This is a genomic window from Paeniroseomonas aquatica (assembly GCF_030409335.1).
Classification (GTDB): Bacteria; Pseudomonadota; Alphaproteobacteria; order Acetobacterales; family Acetobacteraceae; genus Belnapia; species Belnapia aquatica.
The window spans coordinates 1-23,734 of sequence record NZ_JAUFPN010000306.1 but is presented as its reverse complement, the minus strand read 5'-3'; the positions used below and the strand labels follow the sequence as shown (position 1 = coordinate 23,734).

Sequence of the window (23,734 nt, the reverse complement as noted above, 5' to 3'; positions counted from 1 at the left end):
CCGCAAGGCCGCGGCACCGGCCGCACGCCAGGCAGCGGCCAAGCCTGCCACGGCCGAGGATGAGTGGAAGGAATTCTGAAGGAGAGCGGTGATGTCCTCCACCCTGCAGGACGCGCCCCTCGGCGACGTTCCCTTCACCGAAGAGGATTTCACCGCCATTGCCGCGATGGTGCGGGAGGCCTCCGGCATCATGTTGGGGCCGACCAAGCGCGACCTCATCTATGGCCGGCTGCGTCGCCGGCTGCGTGCCCTCTCGCTGGGCAGCTTCGCAGCTTATCGCGCAGTCCTCGACGGGGAGGGTGGGGCGGAGGAGCGGGTGCGGATGATCAACGCCGTCACCACCAACCTCACCGGCTTCTTCCGCGAGAAGCATCATTTCGAGCATCTGGCGCGCCAGCTCCTGCCCAGCCTGTCCAGGCAGGGCCACCGCCTGCGGATCTGGTCCGCCGGCTGTTCCTCCGGTGAGGAGCCTTACAGCCTGGCGCTGACCCTGCTCGGCACCCTGCCGGACTTGGCTGCGCGGGATGCGCGCATCCTCGCCACCGACATCGATACCTCCATGGTGGAGACTGCAGCGACCGGCCGCTACCCAGTGGAGCGCCTGGCGCCGGTGCCGGAGGCGTTGCGCGGCCACCACCTCCTGCCGCGCGAGGCGGGGCAGGTGGAGATGGGGCCGGAGGCGAAGGCACTGATCACCTTCCGGTCCTTGAACTTGCTCGGCCCCTGGCCGATGCGAGGGCCTTTCGACGTCATCTTCTGCCGCAACGTCGTGATCTATTTCGACAAGCCGACGCAGCGGAAGCTGTTCGATCGCTATGCCGATATCCTGGTGCCCGGTGGCCATCTCTATATCGGCCATTCCGAGAGCCTATTCCGGGTGAGCGAGCGGTTCCAGCATCTCGGCCGCACTATTTACCGCAAACTTCGATGATTCCCCCGTGCCATGGCATGCAGATCGTCAAGGTCGGCCCGGGCGAGCATCACGTGACCGACCAACCCGCGGTGGCCATTGCCACCGTCCTGGGCTCCTGTGTTGCCGCCTGCATCTGCGATCCGGTCGCCGGCGTGGGCGGGCTCAATCATTTCATGCTGCCCGAGAGTGTCGCAGGCGCCTGGGGACAGGCCTCGGCAAGTCTCCGCTACGGCAACTTCGCCATGGAGCGGCTGATCAATGACATCCTGACGCGCGGGGGCCAGCGCGCCCGGCTTGAGATCAAGCTCTTCGGCGGCGGCAGCCTGGCCCAGGATTCGGGGCGCATCGGCGAGCGCAATGCGCAGTACGTCGAGAGCTACCTGCAGGCGGAGGGGATGGTGCCCCTGGTCCGCCAGCTGCGCGGCACGCGGGCGCGACGGGTGATCTACCTCGCGGTCTCCGGTCGCGCCTTCATGCAGGAACTGCCTGACCAGACGCCGCAGGTCACGGCCAGCGAACAGCGCTTCACCACCGCGTTGCGACAGCTGCCCAACCACGGCGACATCGAAATATTCCGGTGATTCGAAAGGGTTAAAACAATGCCCATCAAGGTTCTGGTGGTCGATGACTCCGCGCTGATCCGTCAGGTCCTGACCGAGCTGCTGAGCCTCGACCCGGCCATAGAGGTGGTGGGCAGCGCGGCCGACCCCTATGTCGCACGCGAGAAAATCAAGGCGCTGACGCCCGACGTCATCACGCTCGATATCGAGATGCCGCGGATGGACGGGCTGAGCTTCCTGGAGAAGCTGATGGCGCTGCGCCCCATGCCGGTGGTGGTGGTCTCGACCTTGACCCAGAAGGGCACCGACGCGGCGGTCCGCGCGATGGAGCTGGGCGCCGTGGATTACGTCGCAAAACCGATGCTCGACATCCGCAACGGCATGGTCGGGCTGGGAGAGGAGCTGGTGGCCAAGGTAAAGCTCGCCGCCGCCAGCCGCCCGCGGGCGCGGCAGGCGGCGGCGCGCACGATGGCGCCGCTCACCGCCGACCCGCGGCTCTCTACCGCCGGGCGCATCGTGGCCATCGGCGCTTCCACGGGCGGTGTGGAGACCCTGCAGCGGATCCTGGTGCGCCTGCCGGCGACCTCGCCTGCTATCTTGGTCACCCAGCACATGCCAGCAGGCTTCACCGCTTCCTTCGCACGGCGGCTCGACGGGCAATGCGCCGTCACCGTCATCGAGGCGACGGATGGCCGGCGCGTGCTGCCCGGCCATGTCTACATCGCCCCAGGCGCCCGCCATCTGGAGCTGGTGCGCAACGGTGCGCATTATGCCTGCCGGTTGCAGGACGGGCCGGCGATGTCGGGTCATCGGCCTTCCGTCGACGTGCTGTTCCACTCCGTCGCCGCGGCGGCGGGAGGCAACGCCTTGGGGGTCATCCTCACCGGCATGGGGCGCGATGGCGCGGCTGGGCTGCTGGCAATGCGCCGCGCCGGCGCCCGCACGCTGGGTCAGTCGGAAGCGACCTGCGTGATCTACGGCATGCCACGAGCGGCCATGGAGATCGGTGCTGTGGCGGCGGAATACCCGCTCGATCGGCTGGCGGAGGAAATGATAGCCCTGGGTGAACCAATCGCGGGATGAGGCGAATGCGGCTCGAGGCGTCATGGCCTCGCTGATCGGCACCTGCCGCCAGCGCTGACATTTTCATCAAGCGCGCAATATTGCGGGCATGGATTTAATCATAGTGGCCCCGAAAACGGGTAAGCCGGTCGGTTGACATATTTGCAGCCGCCTTAAATGGCGTGGAAGGCTTCTGCCTATCCAGTCCACCAGACTTTGGTTTTATACCGCAATAAATGAGGACGGTTTGTTTATTCTGCATATGGCCCTTGGGGGGTGCCTCAAGGCAAGACCGGTACATTTTGGTCTGACAGCCGATACCGGTGGCCATATCGCCTATGTACTTGAGGCCGCTGCGAACCAAGCTCAGTCACCCGATGTCTCAGCGATTTCCCTGGTGACGAGGCTGTTCGAGGACGACCGCTTAGGCCTCGAACATGCCAGACCTGCAGAACGCCTGAACGATAAAATCCAAATTCACCGTATTGCAACATCGTGCAGGGCGTACCTGGAAAAGGAGGCCCTCGGCAGGGAGCTGCCTGAATTCAAGGAAGCATTCTGCCGCCATCTCGCTGCGCTGCCCGCATTACCGGACGTGATCCACGCGCATTTTGCCGATGCGGCAGCGGTCGCCATGCATGCCAAGGCGCGGTACGGCATACCCTTTGTCTATACTCCCCATGCTCTCGGGATCAACAAGCGCAACGAGGTCAGCCCGGATCCAGGCCTAGATCTGCGCATCGAGGCCGAGCGTCAGGCCATCGCCTCGGCCGACGCCATCATCGTCTCCAGCCACGATGAAGCCGATCAGCAGATTGCCGCCTATGGAGTCGAAGCCAGGACCCGCACCTTCCGGATGGCGCCCGGGGTGCCGCAGCACCATGGATCCCTGGCTGGCTCCGGGCCTGCCATACGGCTGGACAAGTGGCTGATGGACCCGGCCAAGCCGATCATCCTGGCCGTAGCCCGCCCGGTCCGGAAGAAGAACCTCGCCGCCTTGGTCCGGGCCTATTCCGGCAACCCGGGGCTGCAGGCGCTTGCCAACCTGGTCATTCTCGCCGGCCAGCACGATGGCTATCACGGCTCGGCCGAGGAATCGCAGGTCATCCAGGAACTCCGGCAGCTTTGCCTGGCGCCGGCCCTCCAGGGCCGTGTCGCCCTGCCGCCGCGCCATGCCGCAGCCGATGTCGCGGCATTGTACGAACGCGCCGCTGCCGGGGGCATTTTCGTGAACCCGGCCCTGCACGAGCCTTTCGGCCTGACCTTGATCGAAGCAGCCGCCGCGGGCGTGCCGGTCGTTGCCACCCGGCATGGGGGTCCGGCCGAGATCGTCGGCACCCTCGGCCACGGTCTGCTCATCGACCCGCGCGACGAGACCGCCATCGGCACGGCCTGCCTGAGCCTCCTCACCGATCCGGACCGCCACGCCCGCTTCGCGGCGGCGGCGCGGCGCAACATTCACCACTACTGCTGGTCGAGCTACGCCGGGCGGTCGATTGCCCTCTACGGCGCGCTCCGCCGCCAACCGCGCCTGCTCGCCTGCGATATCGACGGCACCTTGACCGGTTGCCCGACTGCGGCGGAGGCCTTTGCAACGTGGCGAGCGGAACGCCGGCTGCCATTCGTGGTGGCGACCGGCCGGTCCTTCGACGCAGCCCAGGCCATCCTCCGCGAGTGGCGACTGCCGCAGCCGGATGCCTACATCGTCGATGTCGGCACGCGCCTCATGCTGCCCGTCGCCGATGGCGATTGGGTGGAGTGCGCGACCTATGCCGAGCACCTCACCGAGGATTGGAACAGGCCGGCGGTTGCAGCCACATTGGCAGGCCTCGCCCTCACGCCGCAGCCTTCGGCGAATGATGGGCAGTACAAGTTCAGCTTCTTCGGCCGGCCTGATGAGGCCGATGCCATCCGGGCGGCATTGGCGGCCGCCGGGCTGGCGGCCCGTGTCATCCACTCGCACGGGCGATTGATCGACGTGCTCGCGCCGCGTGGCGGCAAAGCAGCGGCGATCGCCGCTTACGCCAAGCGCCAAGGAATGACGCTGGCAGACTGTGTCGCGGCCGGCGACAGCGGCAACGACCTCGACATGCTGGACGCTTGTGGCCATGCCATCGTCGTCGGCAATGCCGATGGCGACCTCGACGGTCTGCGGCGGCGCCACGGCTTGCACCGGGCGGCTGGACGCCACGCTGCCGGCGTGATGGAGGGGCTGGCGGCGCTGGGCCTCAGCGACGCCGCGGCATGAAGCGACCTTTCGGGTACTTCGTGCATCACCAGGGACGGGGCCATGCCGAACGATGCGCCGCCATCGCGTGGGCATTGCCCGATGACCGGCCGCTGACAATCTTCTGCGCCCGCAGCGACATCTTTCCGGCCTTGCCGGCCATGGCGACGATCTCGGTCATTCCGTCCCTGTTCGAGGCGGGCGGCGACAAATCGGCCGGCATGGACCATGTTCCCACGCCAGCGACCCTGCATTGCGCGCCGCTGGGCTGGCCTGGGATCCGCCGGGCCATGGCCACCATCGCGCAATGGTTCGCGGACGCCGATCCGGCCTTGATGATCTGCGACGTCTCGGCCGAGGTGGCGCAGTTCACCCGCATCTGCAGCGTTCCCCATGTCAAGGTACTGCAGCATGGCGATCGGGACGACGCGGGTCATCGTGCCGCCTATGAGGGTGCCGCCGGGCTGCTGGCGCCTTTCCACGCCAGCCTGGCGCAGCACGAATGGCCGGCGGCGATGCGCGCCAGGACCTGCTTCGCCGGAGGGCTCGGGGTCGAGACGAAGGTTGCCGACCGGGAAGAGGCGCGTCGGCGCATCGGCGTCCGCCCCGGGGAGGAGATGGTCCTGGTCCTGGCCGGCGGTGGCGGCAACGGCTTCAGCCAGGGGCCGATCGCCGTTGGGGCCCGCAGCCGGCCCGACGCGCGTTGGATCACCATCGGCCAAATCGAACGCGACTGGCACGCCACGGAGCCGGCGAACCTTGAGCACCGTGGTTGGGTCGAGACAGCGGCCGACCATATCGCGGCGGCCGATATTGTCGTCGCCTCGACCGGCAACACGACCTGCCAGCAGATCCTGGCGGCGGCGAAGCCGTGGCTTGCGATCCCGGAATGGCGGTACTTCGACGAGCAGCACCGCAAGGCGGAGGCATTGGCGGCCGCCGGGGTCGCCACCGTCCGGCTGCACCTGCCGTCCTCCGCTGGGGCGTGGCACCACGCCCTGGCGGAGACATCGGCCCAGCACCGCCCCCTCGCGCAGCGCGCATTGATCGAGGATGGACCGGCTGACAAGGCTGCCGCCTGGCTCGAGCAGCTTGCGGCCCGCCTGTGGTCGGGCCGCCCAAGGTGCCAACCCCTTTGCCGTTCGGAGCCTGGAGACGCATGACGCCTGCATCGGTCGTAACGCTTGCCGGAGGAAGACCGGATCACCTGCGCAATCTGGTGCATGGCCTCTGTTGCCAGACGGAGCTGCCGGCCGAGCTGCTCGTCGCCGTCATGCAGGATGCGCCCTACCGCCTGCCAGAGGCGCCGTTTCCCGTGCGGCAGGTCATGGTCCCGGCCACACCCCTGCCGCTGGCCGCCGCACGCAACGCCGCAGCCCGCGGCGCCCTGGGGAAGACGCTGATCTTCCTCGACATGGATTGCATTCCCTCGCCAAGCCTGATCGCAGACTACGTCCGGGAGCTGAGGGGCTTCGACGGGCTCCTGATGGGCGAGGTGATGTACCTGCCCGGTGGCGCAGTCGCCGAGGGATTGCGCTTCGAATCCTTCGCCGCCGCGGCGGTCCGGCATTCCGACCGGCGGGGCCCGCCCCCGGCCGGCATCGAGCGATGCGCCGACTACCGCTGCTTCTGGTCCCTGAACTTCGCCATGCGGCGCGAAACCTTCCTGGCAGCCGGGGGCTTCGACGAGCGTTATACCGGCTATGGCGGCGAAGACACCGACTTCGGCAAAGCGCTTGACGGCCAGGGCATTCCCATTGCCTGGATGAAGGGCGGGCTCGCCTATCATCAGTACCACACCCACCACATGCCGCCGGTTCATCACCTCGACAGCGTCGTCCGCAATGCGCAGCTTTTTGAGACGAAGTGGGGCTACCGGACCATGGGGCATTGGCTGCACGCCTTCCGGCTGATGGGGCTTATCGACGACACCCCGGGCAAGCCTATCCGCATCCTGCGCCGGCCGGGGGCGGAGGATTTCGCCCTGACCGGGCAACGGAGCCATCAGCCTTACGCGAATACAACCAGCGTCATCCGCATTCTGGAGCAACGGAACCTCGGCATCACCCGTGCCGCATCATGAGGATCGCCGTCCTCGCACATGTCCGGCAGCCGATCGCCGAACCCTTCATGGGCGGGATGGAGGCGCATGCCTGGCATCTGGTCGCGGGGCTCGAGGCGCGGGGCCATGACGTGGTGCTCTTCGCCGCCGGCGACAGCGATCCGCGCTTCGCCATCGACCCGGTCCTGGAGCAGCACTACGAGAAGGTCTTCCCCTGGGCCGAGCATCGCGGCAGCGCGCCGCTGATCGCCCATGTCGATGCCGGCTTCGCCGCCGTCGGCGACCGCATCGCCGCGGGCGGCTTCGACGTGGTGCACAACAACAGCCTGCATCGCTTTCCGCTGGCCTGGCCTCATGCCGGCGGCGTGCCGACGGTGACGTCGCTGCATGTCCCACCCTTCGACGCCCTGCGCTGGTTCGTGAAGGACAGCGCCGGGCCGGCGCATCGGATTACGGTCACTTCGGCGAGCCAGCTCAAGGCGTGGTGGCCGGAGGATGCGCCAGGAGAGGTTTCGGTACTCCACAACGGGATCGACCTTGCCGCCTGGCCATATCGGGCCGAGGGCGACGGTAGTGCGGTCTGGTGCGGCCGGATCACGCCGAACAAGGGGACGCATGTGGCCATGGATGCGGCCCGGCGCGCCGGCTTGCCGCTGACGATCTTCGGCACGATCGAGGACCCGACGTACTGGCGGGAGGATGTGGCACCCCTGCTCGGCGGCGGAATCCGCTACGGCGGGCATATCGGCAGCGCCGCCCTGGCCGGGGAGTTGGGCGGCGCCTCGGTCTTCCTCTTCACCCCCTGCTGGGATGAGCCCTTCGGCCTGGTGGCGGTCGAGGCGATGGCCTGCGGTGTCCCGGTCGCAAGCCTCGACATGGGCGCCGCGCGCGAGGTGATCGCCGAGGCCGGCACCTTCGCCGTGACCAACGACGCCGCGGCCCTGGCCCAGGCGATCCCCGCCGCCCTGGAGATCCCCCGCTGCATACCGCTCGCGCGGGTGAAGCGGCTCTTCACCCGGCAGATCTGGATCGACCAGTGCGAGCACCTTTACCGCCAGGTTCGCGCGGAGGCCTGCGACGCCGCCGGGACGGCACGGACCCGTAAACCTTGAGCCGCCCCATCCGGCGGCATGGCCACGCCACCGGCTTCCGCCGGAGACCGGCATGAGCATCGCCCTGTCCCGCTGGCCGTGCCGGAGCTTCCTGAACCCATCCGGACGCCGGCTGCTGATCCTGTCGCTCTATGGATACCAGGGCCTGGTCGCCGGCTTCGGCCTGACCGCGCTGCCGAACCACTTCGCCGAGGCCGGGGCGACGGTCGGGGCCATCGGCGGGTACATGGCGCTGGTCGGCCTGCCCTGGGCCTTGCAGCCGTTCTGGGGGCCGCTGGTGGACCGGTTCGGCCGGTTCCGGATGGGGCGACGGCGGTTCTGGGTGGTGATGGCACTGGCCGGGGCCCTGGCCTCGCTGGCCTGCCTGCCCTTGGCAGGGGATGGTCCGGCGGCGCTGGTCCGGCTGGGGCCGTTGCTGCTGCTGCACAGCGGCTTCGCGGCCCTGCTCGATACCGCGGTCGATGCCATGATCATCGATCGCGTGCCGGTCGAGCGGCTCGGCCAGGCCACCGCCCTGACCCGTGTCGGATTCGTCACCGGAACCGCCACCGGTGCGGTCCTCTTCGCCTGGATGATCCCGGCTCATGGGTTGGCGGCGGCGGCGCTGCTGCTCATGCTGCTCGGCACCTGCGCCCTTGGGGTCGCGCTCCTCGTGCGCGAGGCGGAGGGCGACAGGATGCTGTCGCTGCAGCGCCACATGGCCGGGTCGGGCGCCGGAGACTCCTATCGCGTGCTGCTCGGGCGCCTCGTGGCGGCGATGCGCCAGCGTAGCGCCCTGGCGCTGCTCGCGCTCTGCATCGCCGAGGAAGCGGCGACAGCGGTCTTCGGCGTGCACCTGAGCGTTGCGATGATTCAGCGTGGCGACTGGGACGCAGCCTCGCTGTCCCGCCTGCAAGGCGGGCTTGCCCTGCTGGGCGGCACGGCCGGTGCCCTGTTGATCGGCCACTGGTCGGATCGGATCGGGCATTACCGTGTGCTGTACTGGCTGCTGGCCACCTGTGCCGCCGCCTATGTCGCTGCGGCGGTGATGCTGATGCTGCCGCAGGCCGCTTGGCTCAACGGCATCGCCCTGGCCTTGTCGAGCGTCGTGCCGGCATTGGCCTTCGTCGCGCTGGCCCCGGCGGTCATGCGCAGCAGCCAGGGCGTCGGCGCGGCCACCCGCTTCGCCGTCTTCATGGCATCGCTGAACCTGGGCGGCATCCTGGGCTCCGCAGCCGCGGGTCTTGTTGGCCAGGCGCTATCATCCTGGCAGATCGCTCTGGCGGGAGCTTGCATCTTCAGCGCTTGCGCGGTGGCAGCTTCACACCCGCAGCGCCTGTTCAATGCAGGCGACGACAATGAGCCACAGAGAAAATCACATCATAAGTAATTCGAAACTTAGCGTGATGAGCCCGCAATAATAACATTTCGCGTCGCTGGGGGCGCTGGAGTTGCAACTACTCCTCCTGTTTACGTGATCCGAATTTTGTCTGGCGCTTTTCCAACCCGCTCCAACCTTCGCGCTTGTTGAGGAAGCGGGTGTGGAATGTCAGAAACTGTCAGGCGGCGTCGGGTTGGTGTGGCCATCGTCGGGTTGGGTGGTGCTGTCGCAACGACGGCAGTCGCAGGGGTTGAGTTGCTGCGGCGTGGCACGAACCGGATGGATGGGCTGCCACTTGCGCATGTCGCGGTTCCTGGCTTCGCCGGCTACGAGGATCTGGTCTTCGGCGGCTGGGACATGAATGGCCAGAGCCTGGCCGACGCGGCATCCGAGCATCATGTCCTGAACGACAACCAGCTTGCCGAGACCTCGGGCGCGTTGTCCGCCGTGAAGCCTTGGGCCGCGGTGGCCAGCAGCGCCTTCTGCCGGCGCATCGAGGGGGCCAATACCCGCGAGGCGAATGGCCATCGCGCGGCGATCGGCGCGATCATCGAGGATCTCGAGCGGTTCAAGGCAACGAACCGGCTCGACGACCTCGTCATGATCAACCTCGCGTCCACCGAGCGCACGCCTGCCGATTCCGCCGCGCTGCGCAGTGCCGATGCCTTTGAGCGCGCGCTCGATCGCGACGACGCGGATATCGGCCCCGCCATGCTCTACGCCGCGGCGGCGATCGAAGCCGGCGTGCCCTATGGCAACTTCACCCCCTCCGTCGCTGCTGATGCGCCTGGGCTGACCGAGATGGCGCATCGCCGCGGCGTGCCGGTGGCCGGCAAGGACGGCAAGACCGGGCAGACCTTGATGAAGACGGCCCTGGCCCCGATGCTGCGGGCACGGTCGCTGCACGTGGACGGTTGGTTCTCGACCAACATCCTCGGCAACCGCGACGGCCAGGCGCTGGAGGACCCGGACAGCCTTAAGTCGAAGCTCGGCACCAAGGGACGCGTCCTGGATTCGATCCTCGGCTATCCCGTCGAGGACCACATCGTCGACATCCGCTACTACCGGCCGCGCGGCGACGACAAGGAGGCTTGGGACAACATCGACATCAGCGGCTTCCTGGGCCACCGCATGCAGATCAAGGTCAATTTCCTCTGCAAGGACAGCGTGCTCGCGGCGCCGTTGGTGCTGGAGATCGCCCGCGTTCTCGATCTGGCGCGGCAGCGGGGCGAGAGCGGTCCGCAGGAGCAGCTCTCGGTCTTCTTCAAGGCGCCGATGACTGCGCATGGCCGTGCACCCGAGCATGCCTTCCACGTGCAGGAACGCATGCTGGAGGACTGGCTCGGCGCTGCCGCTGCGGAATGAGCATGACGATGGCTGACCTGGGCCGGCAAGCGCCGCCGGCCCTCATGCCGTTGCTGCGCATGCTGGGCGACCTCAAGCGTATCCGGTCCGCCGGTCACATGGGGTCCATCGCCGCACGGCTTTTCGCTGCAGCCTGGGCAGGGGTCGCAGCCGGGGTGCCGGTCGCCGATGTTGCCCGCCGCACCGTCGCCGACGCGCTTGCCGCCACCCAGCTCGGCGACCTCGATGCCGCGGCGCTGCAGACGGCCGGCATTCCTTCGGAGGAGGTGCGCCGCATACGGGCCGAGGCCGTCGCCGTTGCGGCGGCCCCGATCGATGCCGGGCTGCAGCAATGGCTGCTGGAGGCACGGCCCGCCCCGTCGGCTGGATTGCCGCCTGCTTTCGTCGCCCGGCTGGCAGCGCAGCCCCGGGCCGGTGCCACCTGCCCGGGCCGCGGTCGCCTGGTGCTGGAGCCGCCGGAGGATCATGCCGAGCATTGCGCCATCGTCGCCATCTCGGGCGTTATCCTGGCCCCGGTCTGGGGTGCGCGGGTGGAGACGGTCTTCCTCGCCGCACTGGCGCATCATCTGCACAATGCGCTGCTGCCCGATGCCGGCTTCGCCGGTGAGGTGCTGCTGGGCGAATGGCTGCAGCCTGCCATGGCGCGGGCGACGACCCTGGCGCTCGACGATCTCTCCCCCAGCCCGCGCGCGGCGGTCGAGGAGGCCTGTCGCATCCTGCCGGATGCGACGACGCCCGAGGGTCGTGCCTTCCACGCGGCGGATACGCTCGACCGGGTGCTGCAGGTCGAGCACCATTTGCGCGCCGCGGGGACCAGCATGGACTTCGTCTTGCAGGAGATGGAACTGGTTCATGCCGGGCCGGTGAAGCCCTTCCAGGATGCGGTGCTGGTCCGGATGGGGCTGGCGGCGTGACCAAGCCGCTCATGGCCGATACCGCGCACTCGGTCCGCGACGGGGATGGGGTGCGCTGGCCCGCACCGGACGGCATTCCCTACCTGAGATCGGGGCATCGTGCCTTGGCCGAGGCAGCCCTGGCGCGGCTGGACGCCGGGGACCGGGAGGGCGCGCTGGTCCTGCTGCTGGCCGACCAGGACGACTGGTGGCGCGGCCCGCTGGCCGAGCCCGATGCCTTGCGGCAGCTGGTCCGCAGCGGCACCACGCTCAGCCTGCGGGATGCGATGCAGCTGCTGGCCTGGGGGCCGGTTGCCGACTACTTCGCGCATCGCTGGTCGGATCCCACTTTCCTTGCCGGCCTGGCGCTGGTCGAGGCGCACTGGACGGCGCCGCGCCACGCCTTCGAGCTGGCCTGCGGCATCGGTCACCATCTGCGCGAGTTGTCGCGGCACGGCATCGCCGTCACCGGTGTCGACGTCGTCTTCGCCAAGCTCTGGGTCGCCCGGCATTGGGTGGCACCCGCGGCACGGCTGCTCTGCCTGGATGCGGCGCAGCCCTGGCTGGTCACGGATCGCTTCGATCTCGTCGCCTGTCATGACGCCTTCTACTTCCTCGAGCCCAAGCCGGACATCCTGGCCTGCTTGCGGGCGCTGCTCGACCCTGGTCGCGGCGTCCTGGCCATCGGCCATGTCCACAACAGCGAATGCGACAACCTCTCCGCCGGATCTGCGATCTCGGCCGAGGCCATGGCGGCCCTGTTCCCTGAAGGCATGCTCTACGACGATGCCGAACTCACCCGCGCCCTGGCGGAAGATCGTGCCCCACGGCCCTTGCCGGCGCGCGGCCTTCGCCGGGTCGAAGCCTTCGCCGTCGCCGACGGCCCTGGCCTGCGGCCGGCCCAGGCGGTGAGCGGCCTCCTGGGTCTGCCGCCGGTCGGAACACTGTTGCGGCGCAACCCGCTCTATGGCGCCGGCGGCCGGATCGCCTGGCCGTCCGAGCGCTATGCCCGCGAATACGGCCCGCGCGCCACCTATCCGGCCGTCAGTGCGGTCCCTGACTGGGTGGCGTTCGATGCAACGACCGCGGCGGCGGCACGTCGGCGCGAGCTGGTCGACCTGCCGGAGGGTTGGTGACGATGCTGGATAGCACCTCCCCCTTGGCCCTGACCTCGGGCGATGTCCTGGGATGGGGCGTCATCGGCTTCGGCTGGGTGGCGCGCGATTATGCCGTGCCAGGATTGCAGGCCGCTGGCGGACGCCTGGTTGCGGTCGCCGACCCGAATGCCGTGGCACGCATGGAGGCAGGGGCACTGGGCGCCCGGGCCTATGCCGATACCAGCCAGCTGCTGGCTGATCCGGCCGTGCAGGCGGTCTATGTGGCGACGCCGAACCATCTGCACCGTGCCGCGGTCGAGGCCGCCGCGGCCGCTGGCAAGGCCGTGCTCTGCGAGAAGCCGGTGGCGGCGACCTTGGCCGATGCCGAGGCACTGGCCGCGGCGGTGCGCCGCACCGGCATCCGCTACGGCACCGCCTTCGACCAACGCCACCATCCCGCCCATGCCGCCGTACGCAACGCCATCGCCGCCGGCACGATTGGCACCGTCACTGCGATCCGCATCGCCTATGCCTGCTGGGTCGATGCCGGCTGGACCCGCGACAACTGGCGTGCCGACCCGGCCCGGGCCGGCGGTGGTGCGCTCATGGATCTGGCCCCGCATGGGATCGATCTCGTGGAGTACCTGCTGGGCGAGCCACTGACCGAGGTCGCCGCGCTGACCCAGCAGCGGGTCCAGGCCTATGCGGTGGACGACGGCGCCATGCTGATCGGCCGCACCGCGTCCGGCGTGCTGGTTCAGCTGCATGTCGCCTACAACTGCCCCGAGGCACTGCCGCGCCGGCAGTTGGAGGTGCTGGGCACCACCGGCCAGCTGATCGCCGAGCGCACCATGGGCCAGACGCTGGGTGGCACGCTGCATCGCATCGATGGCAGGCTTGGCCTGCGCAGCCTGATGCCGGTGCCCGATGCCGAGGCGTCGCCCTTCGCGCGGCAGATGGCCGCCTTCGCCGCTTGGCTGGGCGGGGAAGGGGCGGCGGATGCCTTCTCCATCGAGCGCGACCTGCACACCATGCGGCTGCTGGCCCGCGCCTATGCCGCCGCGGAGAAGAATGCATGCCGTTGAAGCCATACGCCTGCGCCAATTGCGGCCATTGGCAGCGCTACTTCGCGGCGCCGCCGGATTGCCCGGTTTGCACCGATACGCGCAACGACCTGCCGGAGGATGGCTGGCGGTTCCTGCGGGTGGAGGAGGTGCGGCCGATGCTGAAGGGGCACTGGCGCCGGCTCGACCGTGACCTCGTCGCCTTCTCGACGACGCCGCCGCTCGGGCTGAACGGCACCGGCTGGCTGCTGCTGCACCCGGATGGCAACGTCGCCTTCGAGGCGGCGCCCTTCTACACTGACGAGATGCTGGCCGAGATCGACCGCCTTGGCGGCATCCGCTTCCTCGCCGCCTCGCATGTGCATGGCTATGGCGCGCTGTGGCAGCTGCAGGACATCTTCAAGCCGGAGGTGCTGGCGATCCAGAAGGAGGATCTCTGGCTCACCAAGGCCTTCCGCGTCACCTGGCCCTATGATGATGCGCTGGAGCTGCGCCCGGGCCTGACGCTGCACCATGTCGGCGGCCACTACGAAGGTCAGGCGGTGCTGCATGATGCGACGCGGCGCATCCTGTTCTGCGGCGATGCCTTCAAGGTCGACCAGGATGCCGAGGGGCACAACACCGCCGTCTCGACCCACAAGGCCTTCCACAAGTCGATCCCGCTGACCCCGGCCGAGATCCGCCGCTACCGCGCCGTCATCGCCGGGCTCGACTTCGACACCGTCTGCACGCCCTTCGAGCATGCCCCCGGCATCGGCCGCGACATCGCCCTCGCGGTGCTGGACGACCAGCTCGGCGGACCGCCCGGCGTGCGGCACATCCCCATCGATGAATTGCTGAGGAGAACCGCAGGATGAGCGCCAGCCCCGATCTGCAGGACGTGGCGGCCGCCTTCCGCGCCACCATGCCCGCCGACTCCCATGTCTCCGTCTTCCCGATCGACGGGCTGGACCGCATCGGCATCCCCGTGGTGCAGGCCAACCTGATCGTCCGGGACGAGCCGGCCACCACCGGCTACGGCTATGGCTTCACGCCGCTCGAGGCCGAAGTCGGCGCGCTGGGGGAACTGTGCGAGGAGGTGCATGTCGGCGCCTGGGTGAAGCGCATGCGCGGCACTGTCGCCTCCTATGCTGCGCTCTGCCGCGAACGCGGCGTGGCGGGCGTGGTCGATCCGCTGACCCTCTGCCTGCCGGCCGGCAGCGCCTGGACGCCGGACATGCCGCTCACCTGGGTGGAGGCGCAACGCTGGCCCTCGGGCGAGCCGGTGATGGTGCCGCGCGAATGGGTCGCCGCCTATCCCTACCAGCTCGGCGAGCCGGCCAAGCTGATCACCCCGATCACCAACGGGCTCGGCGCCGGGCTCGACCTGCCGCATGCGATCGCCCATGGAATCATGGAACAGCTCCAGCGCGACGGCAACGTCGTCACCTACCGGGCGCTCGACCAGGGCGTGGTGGTGGAGCCCGACGCGGTGGAGGAGCCGGAAGTCGCGGCGTTGCTGGCGCATATCCGCAGCCTTGGCATCGCCGTGACCGTCAAGCTCGCCGGGACCGACTTCGGCATTCCCAACCTCTACGTCGTCGGCGACGACCATGGCACGCCGACCGTGCCGGTGCAGGTGACCTCCTGCGGCGAGGCGGCGCATCCCGACCGCGCCCGCGGCCTGCGCAAGGCGTTGCTGGAGTTCTGTGGCTCGCGCTCGCGCAAGGCGGCGACGCATGGGCCGATCGACCTGGTCCGCGCCGCGCTGCCGGCCGATTACGTCGAGCGGCAGATTGGCGTCGCCATGCTCGAGGAGGAAGAGGGCCGGGCGCTGGAGGCGATGGCCGAATGGGTGGGCCAGGATGCGGCGGAGCTGCGGCGCCGGCTCGGCGGCAATGTCTTCTCGGCACGGCGGCACGTGCCCTTCTCGTCGCTGCCTACCACGCCGGCGGCCGAGCTGGCCGATTCCGGCGACCGGCTGCGCTTCCTGACCGAGCGCCTCGCGGCTGAAGGGATGGAGACCCTGGTGATCGACTGCTCGCCGCCCGGCAGCCCGGTGAAGGTGGTGAAGACCATCGTGCCGGGCCTGGAGAGCGAGACGATGAGCTACCACCGCATCGGCTGGCGCGGCGTGGTGCGGCTGCGCGAGCGCGGCGATGCGCTGCTGCTGGATGCGCCGCGCGAAGGCGCGCAGCGGGTGCGGCTGCGGCCCAAGGATGAGGCGAAGGCCGGCGGCCCCGCCTGGTTCGACGTGGCTCTGGCCGAGCGGATCGTCGGCCGGCTCTATCCGATGTACCGCGAATGCGGGACCTTCTCGGCCCAGCTGCTGATGCAGAAGCGGAAGGCGGCCTGAGCATGGCGCTGCGCTTCGCCTACAACACCAATGGCGCCGCCAACCACCGGCTGGAGGATGCGGTCACCCTCATCGCCGAGGCCGGCTACGACGGCGTGGCGCTGACCCTCGACCATCACCACCTCGACCCGATGGCCGAGGGCTGGGTGGCGCGGACCGAGGCGCTGGGCCGGCTGCTGCATGCCAAGCGGCTCGGCTGCGTGATCGAGACCGGGGCCCGCTACCTGCTCGACCCCCGGCGCAAGCACGAGCCGACCCTGTTGACGCCGAGCCCCGAGGGAAGGGCGCGGCGCATCGCCTTCCTCGACCGGGCGCTCGAGATCGGTCAGATCCTCAATACCGAGGCCGTCTCCTTCTGGGCGGGCGTGCCCTTGCCCGGCGTCGACCGTGGCGAGGCCGGCAGCTGGCTGCTGGACGGGCTGGAGAAGGTGGTGGCCCAGGCCGGGCGGCGCGGCGTCACCGCGGCGCTGGAGCCGGAGCCGGGGATGCTGGTCGAGACGCTGGACGACTGGGCGCTGCTGCGGACGCGGCTGCCGCAGCTCACCCTGGCGCTCGACCTCGGCCATTGCTTGGTGACGCAGGAGCGCGAGCCGCCGGCGGCGGTGCGGGAATTCGCCGGGCAGATCGGCACCGTGGCGATCGAGGACATGCGGCGCGGCGACCATACGCACCTGCCCTTCGGCGAGGGCGACATGGATATCCCCGCCTGCCTCGACGCGCTGGAGGCGATCGGCTTTTCGCGGCTGGTCTGCGTCGAGCTGTCGCGCGAGAGCCATCGCGCCGACCGGATGATCCCGCAGTCCCTGCAATGGCTGCGCCGCTGCCGCAAGGAGAGGACCGCAGCATGAGAATCCTGTTCTGCAGCCGCCGCTTCTTCCCCGCCATCTCGGGCATGAGCGTCTATGCCGTGAACCTGCTGCGCCAGCTCGTCGCCGCCGGGCACGACGTGACCATGGTGAGCCAGTACCGCGGCGATGCCGCCGGTACCCGGGTCTATGGCGGCGGCCCGCCGCCGGAGGTGCCCGGCGTCAAGGTCATCGGCCGGCAGTCGCTGGGCGAGGAGGCCTTCGCCGAGCCGGGCGGGGCGGATTTCGAGCGCGACGTCGAGGACATGGTCTCGGTCATCCGGGCCGAGCACCGCAAGCAGCCCTTCGATCTGCTGCATGCGCAATACGGCTATCCCAATGGCTGGGCCGTGCTGCTGGCGGCGCGGCAGCTCGGCATCCCGACCGTCGTCTCCATTCAGGGCGGCGACGGCCATTGGGTCGGCTCCTGCTGCGAGACCCACCGGCTGGGCATGCTCAACGTGCTGAACCACGCCAATGCCCTGCTGATCGGCTGCGAGAGCTTCGCCCAGGAAGTGGTGGAACGGCTGGGCGTGGCGCGGGAGCGCTTCACCATCGTGCCGGGCGCGGTCGATACCTCGCGCTTCCACCCGGCGCCGGGCCATGTCCCGGGCGAGGCGGCGGATCCGGTGCGGCTGTTCTACCACGGCCGCGTCGACCGGCGGAAAGGCTCGCTCGACATGATGGAGGCGCTGGCCCTGCTGCGCGCCCAAGGGCTGCGCTTCGCCGCCACCGTCTCCGGCATTGGCCCCGACTATGACAGCACGCGCGAGCTGGCATCGAAGCTGGGCCTCGACGTGCGCTTTACCGGCTATGCCGACTACGAGGCGACGCCGGCGTTGTACCGGGAAGCCGATGTCTTCGTCAGCCCGACCTATGCCGAGGGCTTCAGCAATACCATCCTGGAGGCCATGGCCAATGGCTTGCCCAGCGTGTCCTGCTATGCCGTCGGTGTTGTGGACTGCCTGCGGGACGAGGAAAATGGCCTGCTGGTCCAGCCTGGCGATATCCCGGCCCTGGCGGTGGCGCTGCGCCGGGTGATCGAGGATGCGCCGCTGCGGCGCCGGCTGGCCACCACCGCGCTGGAGGAGTGCCGCCGGACGTATTCCTGGGAGGCGGTCGGCCGGCAGATCATGGGGGTCTATGCCGCGGTGCAGGGGAGCAAGCCCGATACCGGCTTCGATCCCGTGCTGCCGCGCGATCCCGACTGCCGGTTCCGTGCGGCGCCGCATCTCCTGTGACCGGTCGCGCGATCGCCCTGTCGCCGCACCTGGATGATGCCGCTTTCTCCTGCGGCGGAGTCCTGGCGCGGCTGGCCCAGCTGGGCTGGGACGTGACGGTCGCCACGGTTTTCACCCGGTCGGAGCCGTCACCGACCGGTTTCGCCCTGGCCTGCCAGCTTGATAAGGGATTGCCGGCCGAGGTGGACTACATGGCCTTGCGGCGTGAGGAAGATGCCGTGGCCTGTGCCGCGCTTGGCGCCCGCCCGCTGTGGCTGGATTTCGCGGAAGCGCCGCATCGCGGCTACGCCGATGCGGCCGCCCTGTTCCGCATGCCGAGGGCGGAGGATGAGGTCCTGGCACCGCTTTGCGGCGCAATTGGCGATCTCCTGGCCTCCTCGCCCAGCCTGATCCTGGCACCGCAGGGAATCGGCGGGCATGTGGATCATGTGCTGGTGGCGCTGGCGTTGCGGCTGGTCCTGCCGGCCCTGGCCCCGCCGGTGCTGTGGTGGACGGACTTCCCCTATGCCATGCGTCCCGGCAGCCATCCGGCCCAGCCCTTCGCGGCCGAGATGGTGGCTTTGCCGGAACGGGTCGCCACCGGAGACGCGGCGGCTCGTCTCGCCGCCTGCTCCGCCTACAGAACCCAGCTGGGCTTTCAGTTTGGCGGTCCGGCCGGACTGGCCGAAGCCCTGCGGGCCGCAGGTCCGACCGAGCGCGTCAGGGTGCAGGGACAGGCGCCGCTGAAAGGTCTCTGGGAGGCGCCGACGCCATGAGAACCGCCGCCGCTCATGCCGCTCCCGCCATGCCCGTGCTGGCCGACCCGGGGCAGCTGATGGCCCGGCGCGAGGCCTTGGGTGCCGCGCATGCCGCGCCGCTCGCCAGCTATGCCGCGGCGCTGCGCCGCTCCACTGGCCAGCCCGTCCCGGATGCCGACCCGGCCGATGGCGGTGTCGCGGCACGGCTGTTGCTGCTGCTCGAGACGCCGGGCCCGGCGATCGGCCGTACCGGTTTCGTCTCCCGCGACAATCCGGCGCCGACCGCGCGGAACCTGCGGCGCTTCCTGGCGGCTTCCGGCCTGGCACGGCGAGAGACCCTGATCTGGAACACCGTCCCCTTCGTGATCCACGCGCCGGGTGCTGCCAATCGGGCGCCCTCGCGCAGGGAACGCGAGGCAGGGCTGGCGCTGCTGCCCGGCCTCCTGAAGCTGTTGCCGGAGCTGGCGGTGGTGGTGCTCGCCGGGCGTGCCGCCGCCGCGGCGGCGCCCGTGCTGGCCGTGCTGCGTCCGAGCCTGCCGGTTCTGCGCATGCCGCACCCCAGCCCCACCTACGTCTGCACCAGCCCGGCCGTGCCGCAGCGCATTGCCGCCACCCTGGCCGAGGCCGCGGCGACACTCGGCGACACCCATCGGAGCATCGCAGCATGAGTGTGGGATCGGCCATCCTGGTCACCGGCGGCGCCGGCTATATCGGCAGCCACGTGGTGCTCGCCCTGCTCGATGCCGGACTGCCGGTGGTGGTGCTGGACGACCTCTCGACCGGCAGCACCGCAGCGATTCCCCAGGGGGTGCCGCTGGTCCGCGGCAGCACCGGCGATGTTGCCTTGGTGCGGGCGGCGCTGCGTCGCTACCGGGTCGAGGCGGTGGTGCATCTGGCCGCCTCGCTGGTGGTGCCCGACAGTATGCGGGATCCGACCCGCTATTGGCGCAACAACGTGGCCAATACCCTGGCCCTGGCCGAGGCCTGCGTTGCCGAAGGGGTCTCCCGCCTGGTGTTCTCCTCGACGGCGGCGGTCTATGGCATTCCGGACCGGTTGCCGGTCGACGAGACGGCGCCCTGCCGGCCGATCAACCCCTATGGCGCCTCGAAACTTGCCGCCGAGCAGTTGCTGCAGGACACCGCGGCGGCGCATGGGCTCGCGGTGGTCGCGCTGCGCTATTTCAACGTGGCCGGTGCCGACCCGGCGGGCCGCGCTGGGCAGCGCACCCTCGGTGCGACGCATCTGATCAAGGTGGCCTGCGAGGCAGCGCTCGGCCAGCGGCAGGTGGTCGCCGTCTATGGCGAGGACTACGACACGCCCGACGGCACCGGGGTACGCGACTACATCCATGTCACCGACCTTGCCCGCGCGCATGTCGAGGCGCTCCGGCATCTGGCGATGGGCGGCGCGGGGGCGGTGCTCAATTGCGGCTATGGCCACGGCCATTCGGTGCGGGCGGTGCTGCGCGCGGTGGAACAGGCGGCGGGCGTGGTGCTGCCGGTCCTGGCGGCATCGCGGCGCCCCGGCGACCCGCCTGCCATCGTGGCTGCGGCCGGGCGGATCCGGGCACTGCTGGCCTGGCGGCCGGCCTTCGACGATCTCGATCGCATCGTTGCCGACGCGCTGGCCTGGGAACGGCGGATGCTGGCCGCCACCGGTGGGATGCAGCGGACCTTGTCGGCCTAGGCATGGGACCAGCATCGCTGTCGCCGGAGCGGCTCGGGCTGCGCCGGGTCATCCTTGCCCTGCTGGTGCTGGGCGTGGCCGGCGGTCTCGTCGCGCTCGGCTGGATCGTGCTGGCCGGGGGAGGCTGGACGGTCTGGGAGGCGCTGATCCTCGTCTGCCTTGCTGCCAATGCGCCCTGGCTTGGGCTGACGGCGGCGACCGGCATGATCGGCTTCGTTCTGCGGCTGGTTGGCCCCGCCGGTGCCGCGGACCAGGGGGAAGCGTCGCGGATCGTGACCCGTACAGTGCTTGCAGTCTGTGTCCGGCTTGAAGACATGGACGCGGTTCTGCCGCCCTTGACGCGGCTGCTGCGGGATCTGCGTTCATTCCCCGATGCCGAGGACCGTTTCGTGCTGGCGATCCTGTCCGATACGCCGGACGGGAACGCGGCCGCAGCCGAGGCAGCGGCCGTGGCTCACTGTGCCGCCAGCTTCCCGGGCGGCGCGGTGCGGTATCGCCGGCGGACCGAGAATACCGGCTACAAGGCCGGCAACCTGATGGAATTCCTGGACGCCGGTGCGGCCGAAGGCGAGTTCGTGCTGGTGCTGGACGCGGATTCGATGATGTCGGCACCGGCGGTCCGGCGGCTGGTCCTGCACATGCAGGCAGAGCCAGGCCTGGCGATATTGCAACCCACCATTGGCGGCCATGGTGCGGATACGCCCTTCACCCGGCTCTTCGGCTTCGGCCAGCGGCACGGCACGCGCGTCTGGGCGACCGGGCAGGCCTGGTGGCAGGGGCCGCAGGGTCCCTACTGGGGCCATAACGCGCTGATCCGCATCGCGCCCTTCCGGCAGCATGCGCGGCTGCCCCTGCTGCCGGACGGTGCCGCCATCCTCAGCCATGACCATGTGGAGGCGGCCCTGCTGCAAGCGGCCGGCTGGGCGGTGCGGGTGCTGCCCGAGGATGCCGGATCGGCCGAGCGGCATCCGCCCGATCTGCAGGCTCTGTTCAGCCGCGACCTGCGCTGGGCGGCCGGCAACCTGCAGTACCGGCATCTGCTGCGGCGGCGCGATCTCGGCGCGCTCGGCCGCTTCCAGATGCTGCAGGCGATCCTGCATTATGCGCTGACGCCGCTCTGGTTCGCGCTCCTGCCGTTGGCGGCGGTGAATGCGGCGACGGGTGGCGGGGAGGAAACCTCCCGCGGCGCGTTGCTGGCCTTGCTGGCCTGCGGTGCCGTGGCCCTGAACCTCCCGAAGCTTGCCGGCTTCGCCGAGGCTTTGCTGCGCCCGGCAGGCCAGGGCCGATGGCGGCTGCTGGCGATGATGGGGCAGGAGGTCCTGCTGGGGCTGATGGTCGATGCCATCGCCGCCTTCGACCGGACACGCATGCTGCTGCGGCTGGCAGGTGGCCTGGGCCAGGGTTGGGAGCCTCAGGCGCGTGCGGCGCGCGGCCTGCGCTGGGCGGAAGCGGGCCGGCGGTTCGGCCCGCAGATGGCGGCGGGCCTGTTGCTCGCCGCTCTGTTCGCCAGCGCCGGGGCATTCGCCCTTCTGGCGGCCCTTCCGGCCCTGGCGGGGCTTCTGCTGGCGGTTCCGGTGGCGGTGCTGACGGCACGGCCCGACCCGGTACGCCCGAGGCGGGACGACAGCCTGCGGCAGAGGCCGGGCAGGGCAGCGACTTTCGATGCGCGCCCCGCGTTGCGGGCATCGCACGCCCGGGCGGGCGAGCCGCCAGGGCCGGCCTGATCAACCCTTGCCTGCGGCTTGTACAACCGGGGAGGACGGGTCACATGCCGGTCATGAAGCAGATGTCCCGGACCTACCGCCGCGCCCTCGTCACCGGAGCGACCGGCGGCATCGGCGGGGCCCTTGCCCGTGCCTTGCCGGTGGCGACCGACCTGTTGCTGACCGGGCGAAACGCCGAGGCGCTGGCGCAGCTTGTGCAGGAGCTGGCGCGTCCCGGACGACGGGTGGACGTCGTGGTCGCCGATCTCGGCACCGACCCAGGCCGGGAGGCAGTCGCCGTGGCGGCCGAGGCCTTCGCCATCGATCTCTTGATCTGCAATGCCGGGCAAGGCCCTTTCGGCGATTTCCTGGACGCCGAGGAACCGGCGTTGCGCGACACCGTCTCGGTGAATGTCATGGCGCCGTTGGTGCTGTTGCACCGGCTGTTGCCGGGAATGCTGACACGGGCTGCGGCCGCCGGACGGCGGGCTGGGGTCATCGTCACGTCGAGCGGGGTGGCCTTCTATCCGGTGCCGCGACTGGCAACCTATGCGGCTTCGAAGGCCTTCAGCCTTTCCCTGACCGAAGCCTTGGCGGCGGAACTGGACGGTGCGCCTGTGGATCTGCTGGCGCTCTGTCCGACGGCGACAAAGAGCCATTTCGCCGAACGCTCGGGCTATGGCCCGAGCCTGCCCGGAGCGCAGGATCCCGCGGCGGTGGCCCGGGCCGCCCTGCAGGCGCTCGGGCGTCAAAGGACGCTTACCCTCGGCCCGATCAGCGGCAGCGTGCTGACGGTGCCGGCGCTGGTCCGGGCCGGCATGGCGCAGGCGATCTCGCTGCTGGTGCGGCGGGGCGACGGGGCCCGCTCGCGGCGTCGCTGATGGTCGTTTCGCCACTGATCCTGACGCTGCAGCTCGAACCCGCTGCCCAGGCGCGGTTCGATGCCGAGCGACGCGCTCATTTTCCACCTGAGCGGAATCATCTCGCCGCGCACCTGACGCTGTTCCACCATCTGCCGGGCGAGGCGATCGGCGCCATCGGAGACCGGTTGCAGGCGGTCTGTGTGGACCGGCCTTGCCTTGCGATGGAGGTGCAGGGGCTATGGATGATGGGGCGCGGGGTGGCGTACCGCCTGTGCGCGCCTGATCTTGTGGACATGCGGGCCGGCCTCGCCGAGGCCTGGTGGGAGTGGTTGACGCCGCAGGATCGCCAGCCGTTGCGACCGCACATCACGATCCAGAACAAGGTCGGGGCGGCCGAAGCCCGCGCCTTGCACGGACAGATGCAGGCCGCCTTCGCGCCCTTCGGTGTCCAGGGAATTGGGTTGCTGCTTTGGCATTACCGGGGCGGCCCATGGGAGCTTGCGGCGGCCTATCCGTTCCGTGGCACCCAAGCCTAAGGCGGCAGGCACTGCCTTCACACAAGGCGTACCCTGCTAGCCTGGATTATGCGCGAAGGCTGACGGGCATGG

At 69.7% G+C, this 23,734-nt stretch carries 22 protein-coding genes; all 22 read left to right on the top strand.

All coding sequences use genetic code 11. From position 1 onward, the window contains the following. Nucleotides 1-91 precede the first annotated feature (91 nt). Nucleotides 92-931 (top strand): CheR family methyltransferase, encoded by an 840-nt coding sequence (locus QWZ14_RS30865; protein ID WP_290320923.1) that lies wholly within the window; start codon nucleotides 92-94, stop codon nucleotides 929-931. Between the two features lie 17 nt (nucleotides 932-948). Further along, nucleotides 949-1,494 (top strand): chemotaxis protein CheD, encoded by a 546-nt coding sequence (locus QWZ14_RS30860; RefSeq protein ID WP_290320922.1) that lies wholly within the window; start codon nucleotides 949-951, stop codon nucleotides 1,492-1,494. A gap of 18 nt (nucleotides 1,495-1,512) precedes the next feature. Next, nucleotides 1,513-2,556, top strand: a complete 1,044-nt coding sequence (locus QWZ14_RS30855; RefSeq protein ID WP_290320921.1) for a protein-glutamate methylesterase/protein-glutamine glutaminase — start codon at nucleotides 1,513-1,515, stop codon at nucleotides 2,554-2,556. Between the two features lie 241 nt (nucleotides 2,557-2,797). After that, a complete protein-coding gene (locus tag QWZ14_RS30850) occupies nucleotides 2,798-4,783 on the top strand; it encodes an HAD-IIB family hydrolase (protein WP_290320924.1) in 1,986 nt (661 codons plus the stop codon). After that, on the top strand, nucleotides 4,780-5,925 hold the full coding sequence (locus tag QWZ14_RS30845; protein ID WP_290320920.1) for a hypothetical protein: 1,146 nt from the start codon (nucleotides 4,780-4,782) through the stop codon (nucleotides 5,923-5,925). Before QWZ14_RS30850 ends, QWZ14_RS30845 begins: the two co-directional genes overlap by 4 nt. Continuing rightward, complete coding sequence (locus tag QWZ14_RS30840; protein ID WP_290320919.1) at nucleotides 5,922-6,845, top strand: galactosyltransferase-related protein; 924 nt, start codon at nucleotides 5,922-5,924, stop codon at nucleotides 6,843-6,845. Before QWZ14_RS30845 ends, QWZ14_RS30840 begins: the two co-directional genes overlap by 4 nt. Beyond that, nucleotides 6,842-7,936 carry a glycosyltransferase gene (locus QWZ14_RS30835; RefSeq protein ID WP_290320918.1) on the top strand — a complete coding sequence of 365 codons (1,095 nt, stop codon included), beginning with the start codon at nucleotides 6,842-6,844 and terminating at the stop codon, nucleotides 7,934-7,936. The genes QWZ14_RS30840 and QWZ14_RS30835 overlap by 4 nt, the downstream gene beginning before the upstream one ends. Before the next feature lie 52 nt (nucleotides 7,937-7,988). After that, nucleotides 7,989-9,305: an MFS transporter gene (locus QWZ14_RS30830; RefSeq protein WP_290320917.1), complete on the top strand. Its 1,317-nt coding sequence runs from the start codon at nucleotides 7,989-7,991 to the stop codon at nucleotides 9,303-9,305. Between the two features lie 156 nt (nucleotides 9,306-9,461). Beyond that, entirely contained in the window at nucleotides 9,462-10,661 is a 1,200-nt protein-coding gene (locus tag QWZ14_RS30825; RefSeq protein ID WP_290320915.1) for an inositol-3-phosphate synthase, read from the top strand. 8 nt (nucleotides 10,662-10,669) lie between these two features. Further along, nucleotides 10,670-11,575 (top strand): hypothetical protein, encoded by a 906-nt coding sequence (locus QWZ14_RS30820; RefSeq protein ID WP_290320914.1) that lies wholly within the window; start codon nucleotides 10,670-10,672, stop codon nucleotides 11,573-11,575. After that, nucleotides 11,572-12,690, top strand: a complete 1,119-nt coding sequence (locus QWZ14_RS30815; protein ID WP_290320913.1) for a class I SAM-dependent methyltransferase — start codon at nucleotides 11,572-11,574, stop codon at nucleotides 12,688-12,690. The genes QWZ14_RS30820 and QWZ14_RS30815 overlap by 4 nt, the downstream gene beginning before the upstream one ends. 2 nt (nucleotides 12,691-12,692) lie before the next feature. After that, a complete protein-coding gene (locus QWZ14_RS30810) occupies nucleotides 12,693-13,736 on the top strand; it encodes a Gfo/Idh/MocA family protein (RefSeq protein WP_290320912.1) in 1,044 nt (347 codons plus the stop codon). Continuing rightward, complete coding sequence (locus QWZ14_RS30805; protein WP_290320911.1) at nucleotides 13,727-14,572, top strand: MBL fold metallo-hydrolase; 846 nt, start codon at nucleotides 13,727-13,729, stop codon at nucleotides 14,570-14,572. The genes QWZ14_RS30810 and QWZ14_RS30805 overlap by 10 nt, the downstream gene beginning before the upstream one ends. Continuing rightward, entirely contained in the window at nucleotides 14,569-16,050 is a 1,482-nt protein-coding gene (locus tag QWZ14_RS30800) for a YcaO-like family protein (RefSeq protein ID WP_290320910.1), read from the top strand. Before QWZ14_RS30805 ends, QWZ14_RS30800 begins: the two co-directional genes overlap by 4 nt. 2 nt (nucleotides 16,051-16,052) lie before the next feature. Next, nucleotides 16,053-16,898: a sugar phosphate isomerase/epimerase family protein gene (locus tag QWZ14_RS30795; RefSeq protein ID WP_290320909.1), complete on the top strand. Its 846-nt coding sequence runs from the start codon at nucleotides 16,053-16,055 to the stop codon at nucleotides 16,896-16,898. Next, on the top strand, nucleotides 16,895-18,136 hold the full coding sequence (locus QWZ14_RS30790) for a glycosyltransferase family 4 protein (protein WP_290320908.1): 1,242 nt from the start codon (nucleotides 16,895-16,897) through the stop codon (nucleotides 18,134-18,136). The genes QWZ14_RS30795 and QWZ14_RS30790 overlap by 4 nt, the downstream gene beginning before the upstream one ends. Next, complete coding sequence (locus tag QWZ14_RS30785; RefSeq protein ID WP_290320907.1) at nucleotides 18,133-18,891, top strand: PIG-L deacetylase family protein; 759 nt, start codon at nucleotides 18,133-18,135, stop codon at nucleotides 18,889-18,891. Before QWZ14_RS30790 ends, QWZ14_RS30785 begins: the two co-directional genes overlap by 4 nt. Continuing rightward, a complete protein-coding gene (locus QWZ14_RS30780) occupies nucleotides 18,888-19,541 on the top strand; it encodes a uracil-DNA glycosylase family protein (protein WP_290320905.1) in 654 nt (217 codons plus the stop codon). Before QWZ14_RS30785 ends, QWZ14_RS30780 begins: the two co-directional genes overlap by 4 nt. Next, complete coding sequence (gene galE, locus QWZ14_RS30775) at nucleotides 19,538-20,560, top strand: UDP-glucose 4-epimerase GalE (RefSeq protein ID WP_290320904.1); 1,023 nt, start codon at nucleotides 19,538-19,540, stop codon at nucleotides 20,558-20,560. Before QWZ14_RS30780 ends, galE begins: the two co-directional genes overlap by 4 nt. 2 nt (nucleotides 20,561-20,562) lie before the next feature. Further along, the gene (mdoH, locus tag QWZ14_RS30770; RefSeq protein WP_290320903.1) at nucleotides 20,563-22,284 is read left to right on the top strand and encodes a glucans biosynthesis glucosyltransferase MdoH; all 1,722 of its coding nucleotides are present in this window, start codon (nucleotides 20,563-20,565) and stop codon (nucleotides 22,282-22,284) included. Nucleotides 22,285-22,328: 44 nt separating this feature from the next. Further along, on the top strand, nucleotides 22,329-23,144 hold the full coding sequence (locus QWZ14_RS30765; protein WP_290320902.1) for an SDR family NAD(P)-dependent oxidoreductase: 816 nt from the start codon (nucleotides 22,329-22,331) through the stop codon (nucleotides 23,142-23,144). Then, nucleotides 23,144-23,662 carry a 2'-5' RNA ligase family protein gene (locus QWZ14_RS30760; protein WP_290320901.1) on the top strand — a complete coding sequence of 173 codons (519 nt, stop codon included), beginning with the start codon at nucleotides 23,144-23,146 and terminating at the stop codon, nucleotides 23,660-23,662. The genes QWZ14_RS30765 and QWZ14_RS30760 overlap by 1 nt, the downstream gene beginning before the upstream one ends. Nucleotides 23,663-23,734: the final 72 nt, after the last annotated feature.

Bases quoted from the DNA above. Each gene is read 5' to 3' on its own strand.
- QWZ14_RS30865 (WP_290320923.1), top strand. From the start codon at position 92: ATGTCCTCCACCCTGCAGGACGCGCCCCTCGGCGACGTTCCCTTCACC.
- QWZ14_RS30860 (WP_290320922.1), top strand. From the start codon at position 949: ATGCAGATCGTCAAGGTCGGCCCGGGCGAGCATCACGTGACCGACCAA.
- QWZ14_RS30855 (WP_290320921.1), top strand. From the start codon at position 1,513: ATGCCCATCAAGGTTCTGGTGGTCGATGACTCCGCGCTGATCCGTCAG.
- QWZ14_RS30850 (WP_290320924.1), top strand. From the start codon at position 2,798: ATGGCCCTTGGGGGGTGCCTCAAGGCAAGACCGGTACATTTTGGTCTG.
- QWZ14_RS30845 (WP_290320920.1), top strand. From the start codon at position 4,780: ATGAAGCGACCTTTCGGGTACTTCGTGCATCACCAGGGACGGGGCCAT.
- QWZ14_RS30840 (WP_290320919.1), top strand. From the start codon at position 5,922: ATGACGCCTGCATCGGTCGTAACGCTTGCCGGAGGAAGACCGGATCAC.
- QWZ14_RS30835 (WP_290320918.1), top strand. From the start codon at position 6,842: ATGAGGATCGCCGTCCTCGCACATGTCCGGCAGCCGATCGCCGAACCC.
- QWZ14_RS30830 (WP_290320917.1), top strand. From the start codon at position 7,989: ATGAGCATCGCCCTGTCCCGCTGGCCGTGCCGGAGCTTCCTGAACCCA.
- QWZ14_RS30825 (WP_290320915.1), top strand. From the start codon at position 9,462: ATGTCAGAAACTGTCAGGCGGCGTCGGGTTGGTGTGGCCATCGTCGGG.
- QWZ14_RS30820 (WP_290320914.1), top strand. From the start codon at position 10,670: ATGGCTGACCTGGGCCGGCAAGCGCCGCCGGCCCTCATGCCGTTGCTG.
- QWZ14_RS30810 (WP_290320912.1), top strand. From the start codon at position 12,693: ATGCTGGATAGCACCTCCCCCTTGGCCCTGACCTCGGGCGATGTCCTG.
- QWZ14_RS30805 (WP_290320911.1), top strand. From the start codon at position 13,727: ATGCCGTTGAAGCCATACGCCTGCGCCAATTGCGGCCATTGGCAGCGC.
- QWZ14_RS30800 (WP_290320910.1), top strand. From the start codon at position 14,569: ATGAGCGCCAGCCCCGATCTGCAGGACGTGGCGGCCGCCTTCCGCGCC.
- QWZ14_RS30795 (WP_290320909.1), top strand. From the start codon at position 16,053: ATGGCGCTGCGCTTCGCCTACAACACCAATGGCGCCGCCAACCACCGG.
- QWZ14_RS30790 (WP_290320908.1), top strand. From the start codon at position 16,895: ATGAGAATCCTGTTCTGCAGCCGCCGCTTCTTCCCCGCCATCTCGGGC.
- QWZ14_RS30780 (WP_290320905.1), top strand. From the start codon at position 18,888: ATGAGAACCGCCGCCGCTCATGCCGCTCCCGCCATGCCCGTGCTGGCC.
- galE (WP_290320904.1), top strand. From the start codon at position 19,538: ATGAGTGTGGGATCGGCCATCCTGGTCACCGGCGGCGCCGGCTATATC.
- mdoH (WP_290320903.1), top strand. From the start codon at position 20,563: ATGGGACCAGCATCGCTGTCGCCGGAGCGGCTCGGGCTGCGCCGGGTC.
- QWZ14_RS30765 (WP_290320902.1), top strand. From the start codon at position 22,329: ATGCCGGTCATGAAGCAGATGTCCCGGACCTACCGCCGCGCCCTCGTC.
- QWZ14_RS30760 (WP_290320901.1), top strand. From the start codon at position 23,144: ATGGTCGTTTCGCCACTGATCCTGACGCTGCAGCTCGAACCCGCTGCC.